The organism is Streptomyces sp. NPDC006610 (assembly GCF_040611575.1).
In the GTDB taxonomy this organism is placed as follows: domain Bacteria; phylum Actinomycetota; class Actinomycetes; order Streptomycetales; family Streptomycetaceae; genus Streptomyces.
This window is the reverse complement of sequence record NZ_JBEXOP010000066.1, coordinates 1-20,950: the sequence shown is the minus strand read 5'-3', so window position 1 is coordinate 20,950 and position 20,950 is coordinate 1. Positions and strand designations below refer to the sequence as shown.

13 protein-coding genes and 2 pseudogenes are annotated in these 20,950 nt (G+C 69.5%); 12 read left to right on the top strand and 3 right to left on the bottom strand.

All coding sequences use genetic code 11. The annotated features are described in order from the left end of the window. Together ABZY13_RS32220 and ABZY13_RS32215 are read left to right on the top strand one after the other, a co-directional pair. Positions 1 to 249 (top strand): annotated as a pseudogene (locus tag ABZY13_RS32220) (xylose isomerase); the annotation flags it as partial. A gap of 384 nt (positions 250 to 633) precedes the next feature. Further along, positions 634 to 1,530 (top strand): DeoR/GlpR family DNA-binding transcription regulator, encoded by an 897-nt coding sequence (locus ABZY13_RS32215; protein ID WP_356637118.1) that lies wholly within the window; start codon positions 634 to 636, stop codon positions 1,528 to 1,530. A gap of 87 nt (positions 1,531 to 1,617) precedes the next feature. Here the strand turns inward: ABZY13_RS32215 and ABZY13_RS32210 are convergent, their stop codons facing one another. Next, entirely contained in the window at positions 1,618 to 2,811 is a 1,194-nt protein-coding gene (locus ABZY13_RS32210) for an ROK family protein (RefSeq protein ID WP_356637116.1), read from the bottom strand. 306 nt (positions 2,812 to 3,117) lie between these two features. On the opposite strand from ABZY13_RS32210, the gene ABZY13_RS32205 reads away from it, so the two are divergent. From ABZY13_RS32205 to ABZY13_RS32175, 7 genes are all read left to right on the top strand, one after another. After that, complete coding sequence (locus ABZY13_RS32205) at positions 3,118 to 4,554, top strand: sugar ABC transporter ATP-binding protein (protein WP_356637114.1); 1,437 nt, start codon at positions 3,118 to 3,120, stop codon at positions 4,552 to 4,554. Between the two features lie 80 nt (positions 4,555 to 4,634). Further along, entirely contained in the window at positions 4,635 to 5,534 is a 900-nt protein-coding gene (locus ABZY13_RS32200; RefSeq protein WP_356637120.1) for an ABC transporter permease, read from the top strand. 2 nt (positions 5,535 to 5,536) lie between these two features. After that, complete coding sequence (locus ABZY13_RS32195; RefSeq protein ID WP_356637112.1) at positions 5,537 to 6,475, top strand: ABC transporter permease; 939 nt, start codon at positions 5,537 to 5,539, stop codon at positions 6,473 to 6,475. A 10-nt stretch (positions 6,476 to 6,485) separates the two neighbouring features. Further along, complete coding sequence (locus tag ABZY13_RS32190) at positions 6,486 to 7,679, top strand: substrate-binding domain-containing protein (protein WP_356637110.1); 1,194 nt, start codon at positions 6,486 to 6,488, stop codon at positions 7,677 to 7,679. Next, on the top strand, positions 7,680 to 8,513 hold the full coding sequence (locus ABZY13_RS32185) for a sugar phosphate isomerase/epimerase family protein (RefSeq protein ID WP_356637108.1): 834 nt from the start codon (positions 7,680 to 7,682) through the stop codon (positions 8,511 to 8,513). Positions 8,514 to 8,555: 42 nt separating this feature from the next. Further along, the gene (locus ABZY13_RS32180; protein WP_356637106.1) at positions 8,556 to 12,098 is read left to right on the top strand and encodes a ThuA domain-containing protein; all 3,543 of its coding nucleotides are present in this window, start codon (positions 8,556 to 8,558) and stop codon (positions 12,096 to 12,098) included. Positions 12,099 to 12,207: 109 nt separating this feature from the next. After that, positions 12,208 to 13,185, top strand: coding sequence for a multicopper oxidase domain-containing protein (locus tag ABZY13_RS32175; protein WP_356637104.1), 978 nt, complete (start codon positions 12,208 to 12,210; stop codon positions 13,183 to 13,185). A 28-nt stretch (positions 13,186 to 13,213) separates the two neighbouring features. Here ABZY13_RS32175 and ABZY13_RS32170 read toward each other — a convergent pair whose 3' ends face one another. Further along, a complete protein-coding gene (locus tag ABZY13_RS32170) occupies positions 13,214 to 14,392 on the bottom strand; it encodes a DNA-binding transcriptional regulator (RefSeq protein ID WP_356637102.1) in 1,179 nt (392 codons plus the stop codon). A gap of 84 nt (positions 14,393 to 14,476) precedes the next feature. On the opposite strand from ABZY13_RS32170, the gene ABZY13_RS32165 reads away from it, so the two are divergent. From ABZY13_RS32165 to ABZY13_RS32155, 3 genes are all read left to right on the top strand, one after another. After that, positions 14,477 to 15,610, top strand: coding sequence for a Gfo/Idh/MocA family oxidoreductase (locus tag ABZY13_RS32165; protein ID WP_356637100.1), 1,134 nt, complete (start codon positions 14,477 to 14,479; stop codon positions 15,608 to 15,610). Positions 15,611 to 15,679: 69 nt separating this feature from the next. Beyond that, positions 15,680 to 16,558 carry a sugar phosphate isomerase/epimerase family protein gene (locus ABZY13_RS32160; protein WP_356637098.1) on the top strand — a complete coding sequence of 293 codons (879 nt, stop codon included), beginning with the start codon at positions 15,680 to 15,682 and terminating at the stop codon, positions 16,556 to 16,558. Between the two features lie 111 nt (positions 16,559 to 16,669). Next, positions 16,670 to 20,665, top strand: coding sequence for a ThuA domain-containing protein (locus tag ABZY13_RS32155; protein ID WP_356637096.1), 3,996 nt, complete (start codon positions 16,670 to 16,672; stop codon positions 20,663 to 20,665). Between the two features lie 114 nt (positions 20,666 to 20,779). On the opposite strand, the pseudogene ABZY13_RS32150 reads toward ABZY13_RS32155, so the two are convergent. Then, positions 20,780 to 20,950: pseudogene (locus ABZY13_RS32150) on the bottom strand (sugar phosphate isomerase/epimerase); the annotation flags it as partial.

Genomic DNA, 20,950 nt, shown 5'->3' with positions numbered 1-20,950 from the left:
ATGCGCAACTACCTCATCCTCAAGGAGCGCGCCGCCGCGTTCCGCGCGGACCCGGAGGTCCAGGAGGCCCTGCGCGCCGCGCGTCTGGACGAACTGGCCCGCCCCACCGCCGACGACGGTCTGCAGGCGCTGCTCGATGACCGCGCCTCGTTCGAGGAGTTCGACGTCGACGCCGCCGCCGCGCGCGGTATGGCCTTCGAGCGTCTGGACCAGCTCGCGATGGACCACCTCCTCGCCGCCCGCGGCTGACGGACGGTTCGGAAAGGGGGACGGGTGTGCCGTCCCACCGTCGTCGTCCGCACGGACGGCGACGGGGTCGCCGCGGACCGATCACCGGCGGCGACCGGGTCACGTCGTCCCGGACGGCGGGGGCATCGTTCGGCTCTCGTCGGGCGGATGCGCCGTTGCCCTGCTCCGGTTCGCCGGACCCGGACGCGACCCCGGCAGAGTTTGCCGTCGGGCTCGTCCACCCGCCCCGGATCCCTCCGTGCCCTCTGTCCGACGGACAGAGGGCACGCCGTACGCCGTCGCGTCCCGAACGGCGGAACGGCTCGGCCGTGCTGAGCCCGGGGCGTCGTACGACCCAGAACGGAACCGACTTGTGAGTGTGACCCGATCTCAGCGAGGCCGGCCATGACTTCCCTCCGCCGGCCGCAGGACGCTGCCGACATTCACCACCTCGACCAGGGCCGGCGTACTCAGATCGCCGACATCGTCCGTCGGCAGAGTCAGGGGGCGAGCACCGGCTCGGCGAGGCGGGCCGCCGCGGAGGAGCGCAGGGAAAGAATCGTGTCCGCCGTCCGGGGACGCGGCAACGTGCCGGTGAGCGATCTGGCCGACGTCCTGGGGATCAGCCAGCCCACGCTGCTCAGGGACCTCTCCGTCCTCGAGCGTACGAATGTGCTGCGCCGCACGAGCGACGGAGCGGTTGTCGCGGGTCCCTGTCCTGCCCCTTCCTCATCGATCGGCCGCAAGCGCCGCGGTGGCCCTCACGCGGACTTCGTGCGCCTGTGCACGGACCTCGTCGGCGAGGAGCAGACGATCTTCCTCGACTCCGGGCGCGCAAGTCATGCGCTCGCCGAGGCTCTCGGAGGGTCACGGGTGAGCGTGTTGACCAACGCGCTGGGAGTGGCGGAGGTGCTGGCGGAACGGCAGGCCGCGCACCATGTGCTCCTCGGCGGGGAGCTGTGCCCGACCGGCCGGGCACTGGTCGGCCCGGTGGCCGCAGCCACTCTGGAACGCTTCACCGTCGACATCGCGTTCATCACCGTCAGTGGCGTCACGAGCCACGGCATCAGCGTCCCGGCAACGGCGGACGGCCACGTCAAGCAGATCGCCATGGGCCGGGCCCGGCGGGTGGTCGTGGCGGCAGAGGCGCCCGCGATCGGCCGCGACGCCTTCTTCGGCATCGCGGGACTCCAGGACGTCGACGACATCGTCTGCGACCTGCCGCAGCCCGATCTGGTGCGCTGGTGCAGAGCGCACGACGTCCGCCTGCACTGCACCGAGCGGGGTCCCGAGGTGTCGTGACACCGGACTGCCGTGCTCCGGCCGTGGCAAACCGTCAGGCCGGTGCGCTCCAGCCGGGCGACACCTGCCGAGTGCCGATATGCCGCATCACGAAGCGGCGAACTCCTGCGCGCCGGAGCCGGCGATGGTCCGGTCGACCGCAGCGGGGTCGAGGGTGTGCTCGGCCACCATGACCGCAGCCCCGATGATGCCCGCGCGGTCGCCCAGTCGACGTCCTCGGATGGAGAGGTGCTGGGTGGCCAAGGGGAGGGAACGTCTGTATACGGCCTCTCGCACCCCGGCGAGCAGGTGCTCTCCGGCCTCCGACAGGTCGCCGCCGATGACGATCACCTCCGGGTTGAAGAAGTTGACCAGCGCGGCCAGGACGTCTCCGATGTCCCGGCCCGCCTGACGGATCATTCGGACCGCGGTCGGGTCGCCGGCGCGGACCAGATCGACCACGCCCCGGCCGTCCGCGGCGTCCAGGCCCGCGTCACGCAGGCGGGCGGCCAGGGCGCCGCCGCCGGCGACCGCTTCGAGGCAGCCGGTGTTTCCACAACGGCAGGTTTCGTTCGCCGCCCTGGCCACCTCGATGTGGCCGATGTCGCCGGCCGAGCCACGGGCTCCGCGGTGGAGGCGGTGTTCCGTGATGACGCCGCAGCCGATACCGGTGCCGACCTTCACGAAGAGAAGGTGCTCGATCTCGGGACTGGCGGCCCGGTGCTCTCCGAGCGCCATGATGTTGACGTCGTTGTCGACCAGGATGGGTACCCCGAGGCGGGATGCGAGGCGGCCGGGAACGTCGAAACCGTCCCAGTTCGGCATGATCGGCGGGTTCACGGGCCGGCCCGACGCGTGGTCGACGGGGCCGGGGAGGCCTATGCCGACGCCGCACACATGGGAGAGGGTGTGCCCGGCCTCGGCCAGCAGTTCCGTGAACTCGTCGACGATCCAGCCCAGAACTCGCTCCGGCCCCTCCGCGATCCTCATGTCGCGGCTGCGTTCGGCCAGCACACGGGCGGCCAGGTCGGTGACGGCGATCCGCGCGTGGGTGGCTCCCAGGTCCGCGGCGAGGACCGTCCGGGCGCCGGAGTTGAAGGAGAAGGCCGCGGCGGGTCTGCCGCCCGAGGAGATCACCTCGCCCGCAGGCCGGATCCACTGCTGATCGGCCAATGCGTCGAGCCGCTGACTCACGGTCGATCTGGCGAGGCCCGTCAGCTGCACCAACTCCGTGCGGGTACGGGCACGGCCGTCGCGCAGGATCGCCAGAAGGGCGCCGGCGCCTGCCGGTTCGGTGGTCAACGTCCTGTCTCCATCTCTCCGGGTACCGCGGTCGCTTGGCCTTGTTGATTATAACTACGCTGCGCTTACTTATGGTTGACGCTCGTCGTAACTCGTCTCTAGTATCCGCAACATGCTCGATATACGACGACGATCGGCGGAAGTCGAAGCAGAGATCGTCGGAAGCGGCTTCTTAAGTCGGATCCATGCCCCAGCGGCGAGACAATCCGGCTCCTGCCCCGCGGGTGTCGCGGCAGCGAACCCGGCGAGTGCCACGGAGGGTGCCGAGACGCTCACGTCCCGCCGCCGGGAAGGCGGGTGGGCGGGGTGCTGAGCATGAAAGGCATCGGCAAGAGCTTCCCGGGCGCCCGCGTGCTGTCGGACGTGGATCTCGACGTGCGGGCCGGCGAGGTGCACGCCCTCATCGGCGAGAACGGTGCCGGGAAGTCGACGCTGATGAAGATCCTCGCCGGCGTGCACACGCCGGACGAGGGCACGATCACCCTCGACGGCCACACCGTCCTCTTCAAGCACCCGACGGACGCTCAGCGTGCGGGCGTGTCGATCATTTACCAGGAACTCACCCTCCTCCCGGAGCGGACCGTCGCCGAGAACGTCTTCCTCGGCCGCGAGCCCAAGCGCCTCGGTCTCGTCGACAGGGCGGCGATGGAGGCGACCACCGCACAACTCCTCGAGGAGCTCGGTGAGGCCTCGTTCGGCCCGCGCGATCCGGTGCGCCGTCTCTCGGTCGCCCAGCAGCAGGTGGTCGAGATCGTCAAGGCGCTGTCGGTGGACGCCCGCATCGTCGTGATGGACGAGCCGACGGCCGCCCTCGCCGAGAGTGAGGTCGAGCTGCTGTACCGGCTGGTCCGCCGGCTGAGCGAGCGCGGTGTCGCCGTCCTCTACATCTCGCACCGACTGCGGGAGATATTCGAACTCGCCGACCGCGTCACCGTGCTCAAGGACGGGGCCAAGGTCGCCACCCTCCCGATCGGGGAACTCACCACCGCCGAACTCGTCCGGCTGATGGTCGGCCGTGAACTCACCGAGTACTACCCGGCTCGCGCGACGCGTCCTCCGGGCGAGGTCCTGCTGTCGGTGCGTGGCGGCGGCAACGCCGCTCTCGACGGAATCGACCTGGAGCTGCGTGCGGGGGAGATCGTCGGCCTGGCAGGGCTGCAGGGAGCCGGCCGCACCGAACTCGCCAAGGCGCTGTTCGGCGCCGAGCCCTTCACCCGAGGCGAGATGACCCCCCGGCGCCCCGGCTCGGTCCGGGACGCGATCGCCGCCGGAATCGGCCTCGTCACCGAGGACCGCAAGTCCGAGGGCCTGGCCCTGCACCAGACGGTGCGGGACAACGCCCTCCTGGTTGCTCGCGCCCGCGGCGGACGTGCCGGGACCTCGGTCCTGGACCTCCTGAAGCGGGTGCGTCTCGCGCCGCCTCGTACCGAGACCGAGGTCAGGTATCTCTCCGGCGGCAACCAGCAGAAGGTCGTCCTCGCGAAGTGGCTGACGGTGGCGCCGAAGGTCCTCCTGTTCGACGAGCCGACCCGCGGTGTCGACGTCGGAGCGAAAGCCGCCATCCACGAGCTCATACGAGAACTCGCCGAGGACGGCATGGCCGTCCTCATGGTCTCCTCCGAACTCCCCGAACTCATCGGGATGAGTGACCGCATCGTCGTCCTGAGAGAAGGCCGCATCGCCGGCCACCTGCCCGCGAACTCCTCGGAGGAAGCCGTGATGCACCTGGCGGCCGGATCATGACCCAGCAGCTCCACGCCCTGCCCGCGAAGGGACTCGCCGTACGCGGCTTCGCCGCGGACAGTCCTGCACGCCCCGTCTTCATGGCCCTGGGCGTCATGATCATTCTGGGCTGGGCCCTGTTCGCCTTCGACGGCGGGCAGTTCTTCAGCGAGGGCAACATCGTCGGCATCCAGCAGCGCTCCGCCGCTCTCGGCATCGTCGCCGTCGGTCAGACCCTCGCGATCCTCGCAGGTTCGCTGGACCTGTCCGTCGCCTTCCTGATGAGTCTGTGCTCGCTCGTGGCCGCCGAGACGATGGCCCAGTACGGCGTGCTGCCCGCGATCGGCGCCGTCCTCGCCGTCAGCGCGCTGACCGGGCTCGTCAACGGCTTCGCCATCACCACCCTGAAGGTGCACGCCTTCATCGCCACACTCGGCGTCTCGCTCGTCATCAAGGGCATCCTCGAGTACCGCTACGACGGACCCGCCGGCCGGGTGCCCCAGTCCTTCCAGCACCTCGGCTACGACCGCGTCGGACCCGTGCCGGTCTCGGCCCTGCTCTGGCTGGCGATCGCGGCAGCGGCCTGGTTCATGCTGCGCCGCACCTCCCTCGGCTACCGCATCTACGCCGTCGGCGGCGGCCCCGAGGTGGCCCGTCTCTCGGGCGTGCGGACGGACCGCGTCCTCGTCACGACGCACATCCTCTGCTCCCTCACCGCGGGAGCCGCCGGCCTGCTGCTCGCCGCCCGACTCGGCGCCGGCGCTCCCACCGTCGGCACCGACGGAGGCTACGACCTGGAGTCCATCGCGGCCGTGGTCCTCGGCGGCACGGTCCTGGCGGGCGGCAGGGGCGGCGTCGCGGGCACGGTCGGCGGGGTACTCCTGCTCGCCGTCCTGGACAGCGTCTTCAACCAGATGGAGATCGATTCGTTCGCCAAGGACGTGGTACGCGGCGTCGTCCTCGTCGCCGCCCTGGCGATCTACGCCGGCCGGAGGCGCTGACGATGAGACGCAACCTTCCCATCTTCGGCGTCCTTGCCGTCCTGCTCGTGGCGATCGCGATCGCCAACCCCTTCTTCCTGGAGCCCGACGGATTCCTGGCCTTCGTCAAGCGGGCCGCACCGTTGGCCATCCTCGCCGCCGGCCAGTACTTCGTCATCGTGTCCGGCGAGTTCGACCTCTCCGTGGGCTCGCTCGTCACTGCCGAAGTCGTCATCGCAGCCCGGTTGATCGACGGCGACGCGGGCGCCACCTGGCCGGTCGTCCTCCTCCTGCTCGCCCTCGGAGCGCTCATCGGCCTCGTGAACGGGCTGGTGACCACCGTGCTGAAGGTGCCGTCGTTCATCGTGACCCTCGGCATGCTGCTGATCCTGTCCGGAGCCGTGTTCCTGTGGACCGACGGCTCCCCGCGCGGCGCGCTGTCCGAGGAGTTCCGTCAGGTCGGCCGCGGCAGCGTGGGGCCGGTGCCGTGGTCGGTACTCGTCCTCGTCGTCGCCATGGCAGCGGCCATCGCCCTCATGCGCTCCGACTTCGGGCGCACCCTGCTGGCCGCGGGCGACAACCCGACCGCCGCCCGCCTGTCCGGGGTACGCGTGCTGCGCGTGAAGACGGCGGCCTTCGTCCTGTCCGGATTGTCGGCCGCGGTCTGCGCCGTTCTGCTCGGAGGCTTCGCAGGCGTCTCCGCCCAGGTCGGGGAAGGCCTGGAATTCCAGGCGATCACCGCAGTCGTCCTCGGCGGGGTCGTCCTCGGCGGGGGCCGCGGATCGGCCGTGGCCGCCATCGCCGGCGCGTTCACGCTGCAAGCCCTGTTCACGCTGCTGAATCTGCACGGAATCTCGGGCGCCCTCGAGTACACCGTGCAGGGGCTCATCCTCATCATCGCCGTCGCCCTGGGGTCCATTCAGTTCCCGCGGCGCGTCAAGTCCGCCCCCACCACCGCATAGAGGAAGCACCATGCCGCACGCTCACAGACGCCTTCTCACCGCTGCCGCGGTGACCGCCCTCGTAGCCCTGACCGGCTGTTCCAGCGACCTGCCCGCAGACACGGCCGGTCCCGGCGCCTCGTCCGACGGCCAGGAGAAAGCCGGCGACCAGTCCTCCTTCTTCGTCCAGGCCGACTACGAGGCCCAGCTCGCCATGCGGACCAAGCAGCCGACCGGTCCCGCCGACAAGCCGTGGGAGCAGGCCATCGACCCCGAGCCCGTCGACACGGCCGCGTACAAGAAGGCCGGCCCCCACCACCTGTGCTTCTCCAACGCGGCCACCAACAACCCCTGGCGCCAGGTGGGCTGGAAGACCATGCAGGCCGAGGTCGCCCTGCACGAGGAGATCGCCGACTTCACCGTCCTGGACGCCGAGGGCAAGGACGACAAGCAGATCTCCGACATCGCCGAACTGCAGACCAAGGGCTGCGACGCGCTCATCGTCTCGCCCAACACCACCGCCACCCTCACCCCGGCCGTGAAGGGCGCCTGCCCGAAGGTGCCGGTCATCCTGTTCGACCGCGGTGTCGGAACGGACTGCCCGGTCACCTTCATCAAGCCGATCGGCGGCTATGCCTTCGGCGCGGACGGCGCCGAGTTCCTCGCCGAGAAGGTCAAGCCCGGCGGGAAGATCCTCGCGCTGCGCATCTCGCCCGGCGTGGACGTCCTGGAGACGCGGTGGTCGGCCGCGAAGAAGGCGTTCGACAAGAGCGAACTGGACGTCGTCGGCGTGGAGTTCACAGACGGTGACGCCGCCAAGACCAAGAGCATCGTCACCAACTACCTGCAGCGCGGCGAGATCGACGGCCTCTGGCTGGACTCCGGGGCCACCGCCGTGGCCGCCGTCGAGGCGTTCGAGGACGCCGGCCTGCCCGTCCCGCCCCTCAACGGCGAGGACCAGCAGGACTTCCTGCAGAAGTGGAAGGACGCGAAGCTCACGGCGATCGCTCCGACCTACCCGACGTACCAGTGGCGCACCCCGGTCATCGCCGCGCTGAAGATCCTCAAGGGGGAGAGCGTCCCGAAGGTCTGGAACCTTCCGCAGCCCGCCATCACCCAGGACGAAGTGGACACCTACCTCCGGCCCGGCATGCCTCCCCTGCACTACGCGCTCTGCGGCTGCGAGAAGATGAAGGGCTACCCGCAGAAGTGGGGCGGCGAGTAGATGCCCGCGATCGGCGTCAACACATGGGTCTGGGAGTCGCCGTCGACCGATGCTTCCCTTGCCCGGCTGGTCCCACGGGTCGCCGGATGGGGCTTCGACACGATCGAGCTCCCGGTCGAGCGGCCGGGTGACTGGTCGCCCGGCCGCACGGCCGAGCTGCTGCACCACCACGGACTCGGCGCATCGGTCGTCCTGGTCATGCCCCCCGGCCGCGAACTCGTGGCCGCATCCCCCGAGGCGATCCGGGACACCCAGGACTATCTGCGGCACTGCGTCGACGTGGCTGTCACCGTCGGCTCACCGACGATCAGCGGTCCCGCCTACGCTTCCGTGGGCCGCACGTGGCCACTCGACGCGGAGGAGCGACGCTCCGTGCTCGCCGAACTGCGGGAGAGCCTTCGGCCGGTGCTCGACTACGCGGGGGAACGCGGCATGCGCCTCGGCGTCGAACCCCTCAACCGGTACGAGACCAGCCTGATCAACACCGTTGAGCAGGCCCTGGACGCCCTCCCCGAGGAGTGCGGCCTCGCACTCGACACCTACCACCTCAACATCGAGGAAAGGAAACCCGCCCAGGCGATCCGGGACGCGGGATCCCGCATCGCGCTCCTCCAGGTGTGCGGCACGGACCGAGGCGCCCCCGGCGCCGACCACTTCGACTGGGCCGGCTTCGCCGCGGCGGTCGAGGACGTGGACTACAGCGGTCCGTGGGTCATCGAGTCCTTCACCCCGGACAACACCACCATTGCGACCGCGGCCTCCATCTGGCGTCCGCTGGCCGTCGACCAGGACGCCCTCGCGACCGACGGGCTCGCGTTCCTGCGCACTCTCTGACTCCGGTTTCATCCCTTCTTGCCCTCCACAAGGAGAATTCCCATGCCACCTCCCTGGGTGAAGCGCGCCCTCGCCGCGCTCACCGCGCCACTGCTCGCCCTCACCGCGCTGCAGGCCACACCGGCCCTCGCGCACGAGGGGCACCCGCACGACGAGGACCGCAAGGTCCTGCTCTTCACCAAGACGGCGGCCGGCGCCTACCGGCACGGCTCCATCGACGCGGCTGTCCAGGCGTTCACCCAGATGGGCGCCGAGCACGGCATCCAGATGGACCGGAGCGACGACGCGAGCGTCTTCAACACCACCACCCTGAACACGTACGACGCCGTGGTCATGCTCCAGACCTCGGGCATGGTGTGGGACACGGACGCCCAGCGCGCCGCCGCCCAGGAGTACGTGCGCGGCGGGCACGGAATCGTGGCGGTCCACAACGCCACGGACATGAACATCGAGTCCGAGTTCCCCTGGTGGGACCAGGTCGTCATGGCCGGCGCCCATATGACGGCCCACTCCGCCACCGTGCAGGGCACGGCCAAGGTCGCGGACCGGTCGCACCCGTCGACCAAGGACCTGCCGGACCGCTGGGTGCGGACCGAGGAGTGGTACAACTTCGACAAGAACGCCCGCGGTGACGTGCACGTCCTGGTCACGGCGGACGAGACCACCTACGACGCCGGGTCCGCCCGGATGGGCGCCGACCATCCCATCTCCTGGTGCCGCAACGCCGAGGGCGGCAGGGTGTGGGCCACCGCCATGGGCCACGAGGCGGCCTCCTACAGCGAGCCGCTGTTCGTGAAACACCTGCTCGGCGGCCTCCAGTGGGCCGCGGGCGCCGCCGAGGGCGACTGCGGCGGCACGGTCGCCGACCGTTTCCAGAAGGTCACCCTGGACGGCGCCCCCGACCAGCCCATGCAGCTCGACGTGGCTCCCGACGGCAAGGTCTTCTACATCTCGCGCTCCGGCGCGGTGAACGTCATCCACACCCACGACGACGTGCCCGAGACGCATGTCGCCGGGCGCCTCGACGTCTACCAGGGCGGCGAGGACGGCGGCGTGGGTCTGGCTCTGGACCCCGATTTCGCGACGAATCGATGGATCTACGTCAATCACTCACCCGCCGGCAGAGCCGAGATCAACCGAGTGTCCCGGTTCACCGTCAAGAGCGACGACACGCTGGACATGGCCAGTGAGAAGACGGTGATCGAGGTCCCGGCGTACCGGGACTCCGACGAGCCCGGCCACACCGGCGGCGGCCTCGACTTCGGCCCGGGCGGCAATCTCTACATCGGTGTCGGCGACGACACCAATCCGTTCCACTCGGACGGCTACGCCCCCATAGACGAACGACCGGGGCGGGAGAAGTTCGACGCCCAGCGCTCGTCCGCCAACACCAACGACCTCCGCGGCAAGATCCTGCGCATCCAGCCCAAGGCCGACGGCGGCTACTCGATCCCCGAGGGCAACCTGTTCGAGCCGGGCACGGCCAAGACCCGGCCCGAGATCTACGCGATGGGCTTCAGGAACACCTTCCGCTTCGCCGTCGACCCGGAGACCGGCTGGATCTCCGCCGCCGACTACGGGCCCGACGCGAACCAGGCGAACCCCGACCGGGGCCCCGAGGGCACCGTCGAGTGGAATCTGGTCAAGGAGCCGGGATTCTACGGCTGGCCCTACTGCGTGGGTGACAACACCCCCTTCAACGACTACGACTTCGCCGCGAGGACGTCGGGACCGAAGTTCGACTGCGGGGCACCGGTCAACGACTCGCCGAACAACACCGGCCTGACCACCCTGCCCGCCGCCAAGCCCGCGACGGTCTGGTACGACTACCACGCCTCGGCCAAGTTCCCCGAGATCGACGTCGCCGGCGGCGCGGCTCCGATGGGCGGCCCGTTCTACCACTACGACGCGGCCAGCACGTCCGAGCGCAAGTTCCCCGAGTACTACGACAAGACGCCCTTCTTCTACGAGTGGAGCCGCAACTTCGTGAAGGAGTTCCGCCTCGACGACTCGGGCGGACTTCTGAAGATCAACCCCTTCGTCGCCCAACTCGCCCCCCGGGCGCCGATCGACATGAAGTTCGGCCCGGACGGCGCGATGTACCTCGCCGAGTGGGGCAACGGCTACGGCCACGCCAACACCGACGACGGCATCTACCGGATCGACTACGTCGCAGGCAACCGCGCCCCGCTGGCCAAGGCGAGCGCGACTCCCGACTCCGGCCAGGCCCCCCTGGAGGTCACCTTCTCCTCCAGCGGCTCCGCCGACCCGGACAAGGACGGGCTCACCTACGCGTGGGACTTCGGTGACGGAGCCACGGCCACCGGTCCGAGCCCCACGCACACCTACACCGCCAACGGCACCTACACCGCCCGGTTGACGGTCTCCGACAGCGGCGGCAAGACGGGCACCGCCAACGTGCCCATCACCGTGGGCAACACCCGCCCCAAGGTCACCTTCACCACGCCCGGCAACGGCAGCGTCATCGAGTTCGGCGACACCCTCACCTACAGGATCGACGTGGACGATCCCGAGGACGGGACCGTCGACTGCTCCAGAGTCGTGGTGACCGCAGCCCTCGGCCACGACAGCCACAGCCACGACACCGGCCAGTACACCGGGTGCAACGGGACGATCACCACCAGCGCCTCCGGTCACGACGCCACCGCCAACACCTTCCTCGTCCTGTCGGCCGACTACACCGACGACGACGGTCTGAAGGGCACCACCAGCGTCACCCTCCAGCCCCGCCACAAGCAGGCCGAGTACTTCACCGGCCACTCCGGAGTACGCGTCGTCGAGCAGAGCGGCGCGGAGAACGGCAAGCGCATCGGATACATCACGAACGGCGGCTGGATCTCCTTCAAGCCGCTCAACCTGTCCGGAGTCGAGTCGGTGAGCTTCCGGGTCTCGGCCCCCACCGACAGCGGCGGCTCGATCGAGCTCCGGTCCGGCTCGCCGACCGGCGCGCTGATCGCCACCAGCCCCGTCCCGGCCACCGGCGGCTGGGACGACTACGTCGACCTCGACCCCGTCGCGGTCACCGACACCCCGGACACCGAGACCGTGTACGCGGTGTTCAAGGCGCCGGCACAGCACCCCTTCGACCTGGACGCGATCACCTTCAACGCCTCCGGGGCCGGGTCGTCCGGTCCGCAGAGCGGTCGCACCTACACCGTGACGAGCGCGCACAGCGGCAAGGCGATGGACGTGCAGTACGTGTCGAACGACAACGGAGCAGCGGTCATCCAGTACACGCCGAACGGCGGGGCCAACCAACGGTGGCGACTGACCGACGCGGGTGGCGGCGCCTACACCCTGACGGCGCAGCACAGCGCCAAGTGCCTGGACCTGCCGTCCGGAGGCGGCTCCCGCCTCCAGCAGTGGGACTGTGCCAGCGGCGCAGCGAACCAGAAGTGGCGCATCGAACCGGTGGGATCCGGTGCCTATCGGGTGGTCTCCGTAGCCAGTGGGAGATGCCTGGACATTCCTGAGGCCTCCACCGCGAACGAAGTCCGGCTGACCGAGGCGCCCTGCAGCGCCTCGGCGATCAGCCAACGATGGAAGTTCGACGAGGCCGGCTGATCCCTTCCCGCACCCGGTGCCTGCCCGCGTTCGCGCGCGGGCGGGCACCGGGTCTGTCGACGCCGAGGGTACGGCGTCCCATCGCGCTCACTACACCGAGGAGTTCGCCATGGACCGACGTGATTTCAACCGACGTGTACTGCTGGGCGGCGCGGTTGCCGCCACATCGTTGTCCGTCGCATCGGAGGCCGCCGTCGGCGCCGCCGGGCCGGTCAGAACCGCCCCCGGCGGGGGCAGGGTTCGGCGCATCAAGCTGTACGCCGAGGCACTCGCCGACGGGCGGATGGGCTACGGCCTGGAGAAGGGCGGGGCGACGGTCCCCGGCCCGCTGATCGAGCTGAACGAGGGCGACACCCTGCACATCGAGCTCGAGAACACCATGGAGGTGCCAACGAGTCTGCACGTGCACGGCCTGGACTACGAGATCTCCAGCGACGGCACCCGGGCGAGCGGGAGCGACGTGCCGCCGGGCGCCACGCGAACGTACACCTGGCGCACCCACGCCCCCGGCCGCCGCAAGGACGGCACCTGGCGTGCGGGCAGCGCCGGTTACTGGCACTACCACGACCACGTGGTGGGCTCCGAGCACGGGACGGAGGGCATCCGCAAGGGGCTGTACGGGCCGGTGATCGTGCGCCGCAAGGGCGACGTGCTGCCCGACGCCACCCACACGATCGTCTTCAACGACCTGACGATCAACAACCGGCCGGCGCACGCGGGCCCGCACTTCGAGGCCACGGTGGGAGACCGCGTCGAGTTCGTGATGATCACGCACGGTGCGCCGTACCACACGTTCCACCTGCACGGTCATCGCTGGGCGGACAACCGGACGGGCCTGCTCGCCGGACCGCATGACCCCAGCCGGATGATCGACAACAAGATCGTCGGCCCCGCGGACTCGTTCGGCTTCCAGGTGATCGCGGGGGAGGGGGTGGGTGCCGGCGCGTGGATGTACCACTGCCACGTGCAGAGCCACGCGGACATGGGCATGGTCGGTCTGTTCCTGGTGAAGCAGCCCGACGGCACGATCCCGGGCTACGACCCGCACGCGCCGCACCCGTCGCACGAGCCGCCGCACGAGCACTGACGGGCGGTAAGGGCCCGCCCGGATGCGGTCAGTCGTTCCAGAAGCTCTGACGTGCGACGGACCCGTTCACTGCCCGGCGGTACTGGCCCGGTGATGTGCCGGTGTGCTTCTTGAACACCACGCTCATGTACTCGGAGTGGCTGAAGCCGAGGCGCTGCGCGATCTGCTGCAGCGTCCAGTCCGTCGAGGACAGCAGCTCGGCGACGTGCCCCACGCGGACGCGCACGATCTCACCGTGGACCGTCCGGCCCAGACTCCGAAGGAACCGCTGGTCGAGCGCGCGCCTCGAGAGCCCGACGTGCCGGAGCACGGCGGCGACGGCCAGCGCCTGGTCCGAACGGTCACGGATGAACCGCAGGGCCTCGGCGACGAGGGGGTCCTGCACGGCGAGGATGTCCGACGACTGCCGGGTGACGACACGGGTGGGTGCGATCAGTCGGAGGCCCGGCTCGAGGTCGTCGCCTCGCATCAGGCGGTCCAGGAGCTCCGCGGCCAGGTATCCCGTCCTTGTCGTGTCCGGCTCGATGCTGGACAGCGCCGGGGTCGTGAGGTTGCCGACGAGTTCGTCGTTGTCGACGCCGATGACGGCGACCGAGTCGGGCACCGCCAGACCGGCGAGCTTGCAGGCCTCCAGCACCTCCTGGCCGGCGATGTCGTAGCAGGCGAAGACGCCGACCGGCTTCGGGAGATCGGTGAGCCATCGCGCGAGGCGTTCACGGTCGGCGGCGCGCATCCCCGACGGTTTCATCCGGAACACCCGAGGGGTGGAGCCGCGCTCGCGCACATGCTCTTCGAAGCGGGCGCCGCGCTTGAGGGACCAGCCGAATCGTTCGTCGCCGCAGTAGGCGAAGTGCCGCAGTCCCCGCTCCTCGAAGTGCTGGACCGCCCACCGTGCGATCGTGCCGTCGTCGGTCTCCACACCGGGCAGTTCGGGCAGGAGCCGTGCCGCGCTGAGATCGACCGTGGGCAGGCCGAGCCGCCGGATGAACGAGGCGGTCTCCTCGCTCTCGATGCGGGCCAGTACGCCATGGCCGTGCCAGTCCTCGAGCCATGAGAAGTCGGTCTCGTGCCGGCTGTGCTCGGCGAGATACATCGACCAGCCCGGATGGGCTTCGACGTATTTCCTGACGCCGCCCAGCACGCCGCGTGCGTATGCGTTGGAGGTTTCGACCAGCAGGGCGACATGACGTGTCTTCGGTGGGCGCATGCAAAAAGTCTAAGGAGGACTGCGGGATAACGCATGGCTCGGTCTCGGCCAATGTCCCTAATCTGGCAGGGCCATGGGAGGTCGATGATGACGCAGAAAGTACGGATGGCGATTGCCGGGCTCGGATTCGGAGCCGAGTTCATTCCCATCTATCAGGCACATCCGGACGCCGAGTTGGTGGCCGTCTGCCAGCGGACCGAGACGGCCGTGAACGAAGTCGCCAATCACTTCAGGATTCCGGGCCGGTACACCAGCTATGACGAGATGCTGCAGGACCCCGGAATCGACGCCGTTCACATCAACACGCCGATCCCGAACCACGCGGAGCACACGGTGTCGGCCCTGCGCGCCGGCAAACACGTCGCGTGCACGGTGCCGATGGCCACGACGCTCGACGAGTGCCGGGAGATCGTGGCCGCGGTCCGGGAATCGGGCCGGAAGTACATGATGATGGAGACGGTCGTCTACTCCCGCGAGTTCCTGCACGTCCGGGACCTCGTGGAGAACGGCACCATAGGTCGTGTCCAGTTCCTGCGCGGTGCCCACTACCAGGAGATGGCGGGCTGGCCCGGGTACTGGGAGGGCCTGCCGCCCATGCATTACGCGACGCACGCGGTGAGCCCCGTGCTGAGTCTCGCCGGTGCGCAGGCCGAGAGCGTCGTGTGCATCGGTTCGGGCCGGATCGCACCGGCCCTCGCGGAAAAGTACGGTTCGCCGTTCGCCGTCGAAAGCGCCCTTCTCACACTCCGCCACTCGGACGTCGGCGCCGAGATCGCGCGCTCGCTCTTCGAGACGGCACATGAATACGTCGAGAGCTTCACGGTGTTCGGGGACCGGGCGAGTTTCGAATGGGAACAGACCCAGGGCTCGGGACATGTGCTGCACACCGGCGAGGTCCCGAAAGTCATCGACGTTCCGGACTTCGCGCACCGGTTGCCGCCCGAGATCGCACCGTTCACGACGCGCGGGGTCTACGACGACGAGAACGAACACCTCTCGTTCGCCCAGGGCGGCGGCCACGGCGGATCGCATCCGCATCTGGCCCACGAGTTCGTCCGCAGCATCGTCGAGGACCGACCCCCGGCGATCGACGAGATCACCGCGGCCAACTGGACGTCGGTCGGCATCTGCGCGCACACGTCGGCCATGAACGGGGGAGCACGGGTGGCGATTCCCGACTACGAGGAGCTGCTCGAGCCGGGACGGTCCGGGAACTGACCGGCGGTGCCGTCCGAGGGAGCGACCCCGGCCCGCCCGGGGACGAAGACGAACGCGATGGGAGGACCGATGAAGGCAGGGAGGACGTTCGGGGTCAACACCTGGGTGTGGGCCTCGCCCCTGACCGACCGGCGGCTGGCCGAACTGGCGCCGCGTATCCGGGAGTGGGGCTTCGACGTGGTCGAGCTCCCGGTGGAGAACACCGGCGACTGGGATCCCGGCCGGGCGGCGAAACTGCTCGACTCCCTCGGCCTGTCGGCCACCGTCGTCGTGGCGATGGGACCGGGGCGCGAACTGGTGGGGGCGGACGGCCACACCGTCGCCGCCACGCGCGACCTCCTGCGTCGCGTGATCGACACGGCTGCCGCCGTTTCCTCGCCGGTCGTCGCAGGTCCCGTCTACGCCTCGGTGGGGCGCACCTGGCGGATGAACGACGCGGAGCGGCGCGCCTGCTATGAGCAGCTGCGGGACGGTCTCGCTCCGGTGGTCGAACACGCGCGCGGAGCCGGCGTCACCGTGGCGGTCGAACCCCTCAACCGGTACGAGACCAGCGTCGTCAACACCGTCGACCAGACGCTCGAGGCGCTCACCGGCCTGCCGGCCGAAGGCTGCGGGATCGCCCTGGACGTCTACCACATGAACATCGAGGAGCAGGACATCCCCGCGGCCGTGCGCAGGGCGGGCGACCGGATCGCCCATGTCCAGGTCAGCGCGAACGACCGGGGCGCTCCCGGTGCGGACCACCTCGACTGGCCCGGCATCCTCACCGCTCTCGACGCGGCCGGCTACCAGGGGCCCCTGGTGATCGAGTCGTTCACCGGGGACAACGAGACGATCGCCACGGCCGCCTCGGTCTGGCGTCCCCTGGCGCCGACCCAGGACGCGATCGCGGTCGGCGGGCTGTCCTTCCTCACCGAAATGTCCATCGGACACAGCTGGGCTACATGAGTTCCTCAGTCTGCACTCGCAACGAAGCGATGGAGAGGACCTATGCGACAACGTCGTAGATACACCCTGTTCACGGTGGTGGTGGCATTCCTGGTCTCGCTACTCCCAGGAATGGCCGCCAGTGCAGCAGAAGACGTCGCGGAAGACTACGACGTGCTGTTCTTCCACAAGACGACCGGTTTCCGGCACGACTCCATACCGTCCGCCATCGCCGCCGTCGAGAAACTGGGCCAGGACAACGGCTTCGCGGTGACCGAGACGCAGGACGCCTCGGTCTTCACCGACCAAGGGCTGGCACCGTACGAGGCCATCGTCTTCTTCACCGATGGTGAGAAGACACTCGGCGCTGCGCAGCGCCAGGCGTTCGAGCGCTACATCCAGCGCGGCGGAGGCTTCGTCGGGCTGCACTCGGCGTCGAACACGGACAAGACCGACTGGCCCTGGTGGTCCGACCTCATGGGCGGCGGGTTCTTCAAGAGCCACCCCTCCGGCGCCGACCAGTTCCAGGAGGCGACCGTACGGATCGAAGACCCCGCACATCCGTCGACCGCGGACCTGCCGGCCGAATGGGTCCGCCGGGACGAGTGGTACAACTTCACCGCCAACCCCCGCGGAAAGGTCCACGTCCTGGCCACGCTGGACGAGTCGACGTACAACCCGGGACCGGACGCGATGGGCGAGGACCACCCGATCGCCTGGTGCTCCGCCTTCGACGGCGGCCGGACCTGGTACTCGGCCCTGGGCCACAACCCCGAGCACTACGACGAGCCGCTGCTGCGCCGGCACATCCTCGGCGGCATCCAGTGGGCGGCGGGCGCCGCCGAGGGATCCTGCGGGGAGCCGCGTGAAGGGATCCCCACGGAGGCGTCCTTCGAGAAGGTCGCCCTCGACGACAACACCGCCAACCCGATGGAACTCGCCGTCGCCCCCGACGGGCGGGTCTTCTACGTGGAGCTCGGCGGCGCGGTGAAGCTCTACGACCCCGAGACCAGCGCCGTGCGCACCATCGCACGGATCCCGGTCCACCGCGGCAACGAGAACGGGCTGCTGGGCATCGCCCTCGACCCCGACTTCGAGACGAACCACTGGGTCTATCTCTTCTACAGCGCACCGTCGCCCGAAGTGCAGCACGTCTCCAGATTCACCGTCGAGGGCGACACCCTGGACATGGACTCCGAGAAGGTCCTTCTGGAGATCCCGCACCAGCGGGAGGTGTGCTGTCATTCCGCCGGATCGATGAGGTTCGGCCCCGACGGCAACCTCTTCATCTCCACCGGAGACGACACCGCGCACTTCGCCTCGGACGGCTACGCTCCCATAGACGGGCGCGTCCACGACGAGCAGAACAGCGAGGACGCCAAGCACTCGTACGACGCCCGGCGCACCTCCGGAAACACCAACGACCTGCGCGGCAAGATCCTGCGGATCACGCCCAAGGACGACGGCACCTATGCGATCCCCGAGGGCAACCTGTTCCCGCCGGGAACCGAGAAGACGCGGCCCGAGATCTACACGATGGGACACCGCAACCCGTTCCGGATCGCCGTCGACGACGAGACCGGCTGGGTCTACGCCGGCGAGGTCGGTCCCGACGCCGGGGTCGACAACCCCGACCGCGGCCCCCGCGGCTACGACGAGTGGAACCAGATCCGCGAGGCGGGCAACTACGGCTGGCCGTACTGCATCGCCGACAACCAGCCCTACCGCGAATGGGACTTCGCCACCAAGACCCCTGGTGAGTCCTTCGACTGCGAGAACGGCCCCGCCAACAAGTCTCCGTTCAACACCGGCCTGGAGACCGTGCCGCCGACCAAGGACGCGTTCGTCTGGTACCCCTACGGGCCGTCGCCGCAGTTCCCCGAGCTGCCTTCCTCGGGCGGACGCTCCGCGTACGCGGGAGACGTGTACCACTACGACCCCGACCTGCTGGGTGACGGGCAGTTCCCGGAGTACTACGACGACGCGGTGTTCGTCATGGAGTGGTCGCGCAAGTGGATCGGCGCGCTCAGGCTGGACGAGAACGGCAACTACAAGAGCTTTGAACGGTTCATGCCGAGCACCCTCTTCCGCAGCCCGCACGACATGGAGTTCGGACCGGACGGGGCGATGTACCTGATCGAGTGGGGCATGGACTTCAACTACGGGGGAGGGGGAGTCAACCCGGACTCCGGCCTCTACCGGATCAACTACACCAAGGGCGCGCGGACCCCGGTCGCGAAGGCAGCCGTCGACAAGGACTCCGGGCCCCTTCCGCTGGAAGTCTCGTTCTCCAGCGAGGGCAGCCGCGACCCGGACGGCGACGAGCTGACGTATGCGTGGGACCTGGGCGACGGCACGACGTCGAACGAACCCAACCCGAGCCACACCTACGCCGAGCCCGGCCAGTACACCGCGAGGCTCACGGTCACCGACCCGTCGGGGCGGGCCGGCACCTCCAACGTCACGATCACCGCGGGGAACTCCCGCCCCAAGGTGACCATCGAACTGCCACATCACGGTCAGGTGTTCAACTGGGGCGACGAGATCCCCTACCGGGTCTCCGTGACGGACGCCGAGGACGGCACCGGTGACGCGATCGACTGCGCGCGGGTCACGGTGCAGCAAGGGCTCTACCACGACGAGGGCGGCAACGCGCACGTGCATCCGGGCCAGTCGCAGAACGGCTGCGAGGGCGTCCTCGTCACCCAGACCGACGCGGAGCACGGAGAGGCCGCGGACCTCGCGCTGACGGTGACGGCCGGCTACACCGACCTCGGTGGCGAGTCCGGCGCGCCGGCGCTGACCGGCGGCGTGACCCACTTCCTGCAGCAGAAGCGGAAGGAGACCGAGCACTTCAGCGACTCGTCGAACGTCGGCGTCGGCGAGGCGAAGGACCAGGAGACCGGCGGCGGTGAGGCGATCACCGGCCGGAACGGCGCCTGGGCGTCGTACGACCCCTACAACCTCGCCGGCATCGGCTCGATGACGCTGCGCGCCGCGGCCGCCGACGACACCACGGTGGAAGTGCGGCGCGGCGCGCCCGACGGCGAACTGCTGGGCACCGCACAGATCGAGAGCGGCGTCGAGGTCCCGCGGACCACGGGCCCGGAGGGCTTCGGCGGCGCCGTCCAGCTCAACGGATCAGGCCCGCTCGAGAGCGTCGAGCTGCCCGAGGGGATCGTCGACGGAGTCGAGGACTTCACCGTCTCGGCGTGGGTGAACTGGTCGGGCGGCCAGACGTGGGCCCGGATCTTCGACTTCGGCTCCGGCACCGACAACTACATGTTCCTGACGCCGAGCGCGGGCGGCACCGACAAGCTGCGGTTCGCGATCACGACGGGCTCCGGCGAGCAGCGGATCGACGGCTCGCAGCAACTGCCCACCGACGGCTGGCAGCACGTCGCGGTCACCCTGTCGGGCACGAAGGGCACGCTGTACCTGAACGGAGAGCCGATTGGGACCAACGACAACATGACGCTGCAACCCTCGGACCTCGGCCGCACGAACCAGAACTGGATCGGCGACTCCCAGTGGACGCCCGACCCGCTGCTCAACGGCTCCGTCGACGACTTCAACATCTTCGGCCGGGCCCTGACGCCGGACGAGGTGCGGTCGCTGACGGCCGGCCCCGGCGGCTCGGCCGGCGGCGGCGACATCGCCTGGTACCGGTTCGACGAGGACGGCGGCGCCACCGCGGTCGACTCCTCCGGGAAGGGCAACGCCGCGAGCATCCTGCTCGCCGAGGGCACCGTCCCCTGGCAGAGCGTGACGTTCGACCTGAAGCGGACCGAGGGGACCTTCCCGCTGCACCTGGTCTTCCCGGACAGCCAGGTGCGGGTGAACTGGATGGAGTTCGTCGCCGCGGACGCCGAGAAGTGTCCCGACGCCGATCGGCGGGAGACCGTCTTCGCCGGCGATGTCGACAGCGGAGTGCCGAACGCCGAGGTCGGCGACGGATGCACGATCAACGACCTCATCCTGGACGAGCAGACATGGAGCGATCACCGTGGCTTCGTCCGGCATGTGCGAGAGGTGACGGCCAAGCTCGTCGACGACGGCGTGATCACCAGGAGGGAGGCTCGTGACATCAACCGCGCTGCCAAACGAAGCGACGTCGGCCGTGCGTGACGCGGGCTGCTGACGCCGTACCGGACAGACTCGGGTGGCCCGGGGCGCATGCCCCCCGGGCCACCCGAGTTCGGTAGTGCCGGCGGCTCCGCCGCCGGCACTCGGCCGACTGTCTCAGTTTCCGCCGAAGGCCGCGTCGAAGGAGGTGGACGGCGGGCTGAAGTCGAATTCCTTGAGCCGGGCGAGGGCTTCTGGGGCGCCGTGGAGGCGGTCCATGCCGGCGTCCTCCCACTCGACGGAGATGGGGCCCTGGTAGTCGATGGAGCGCAGCATGCGGAAGACGTC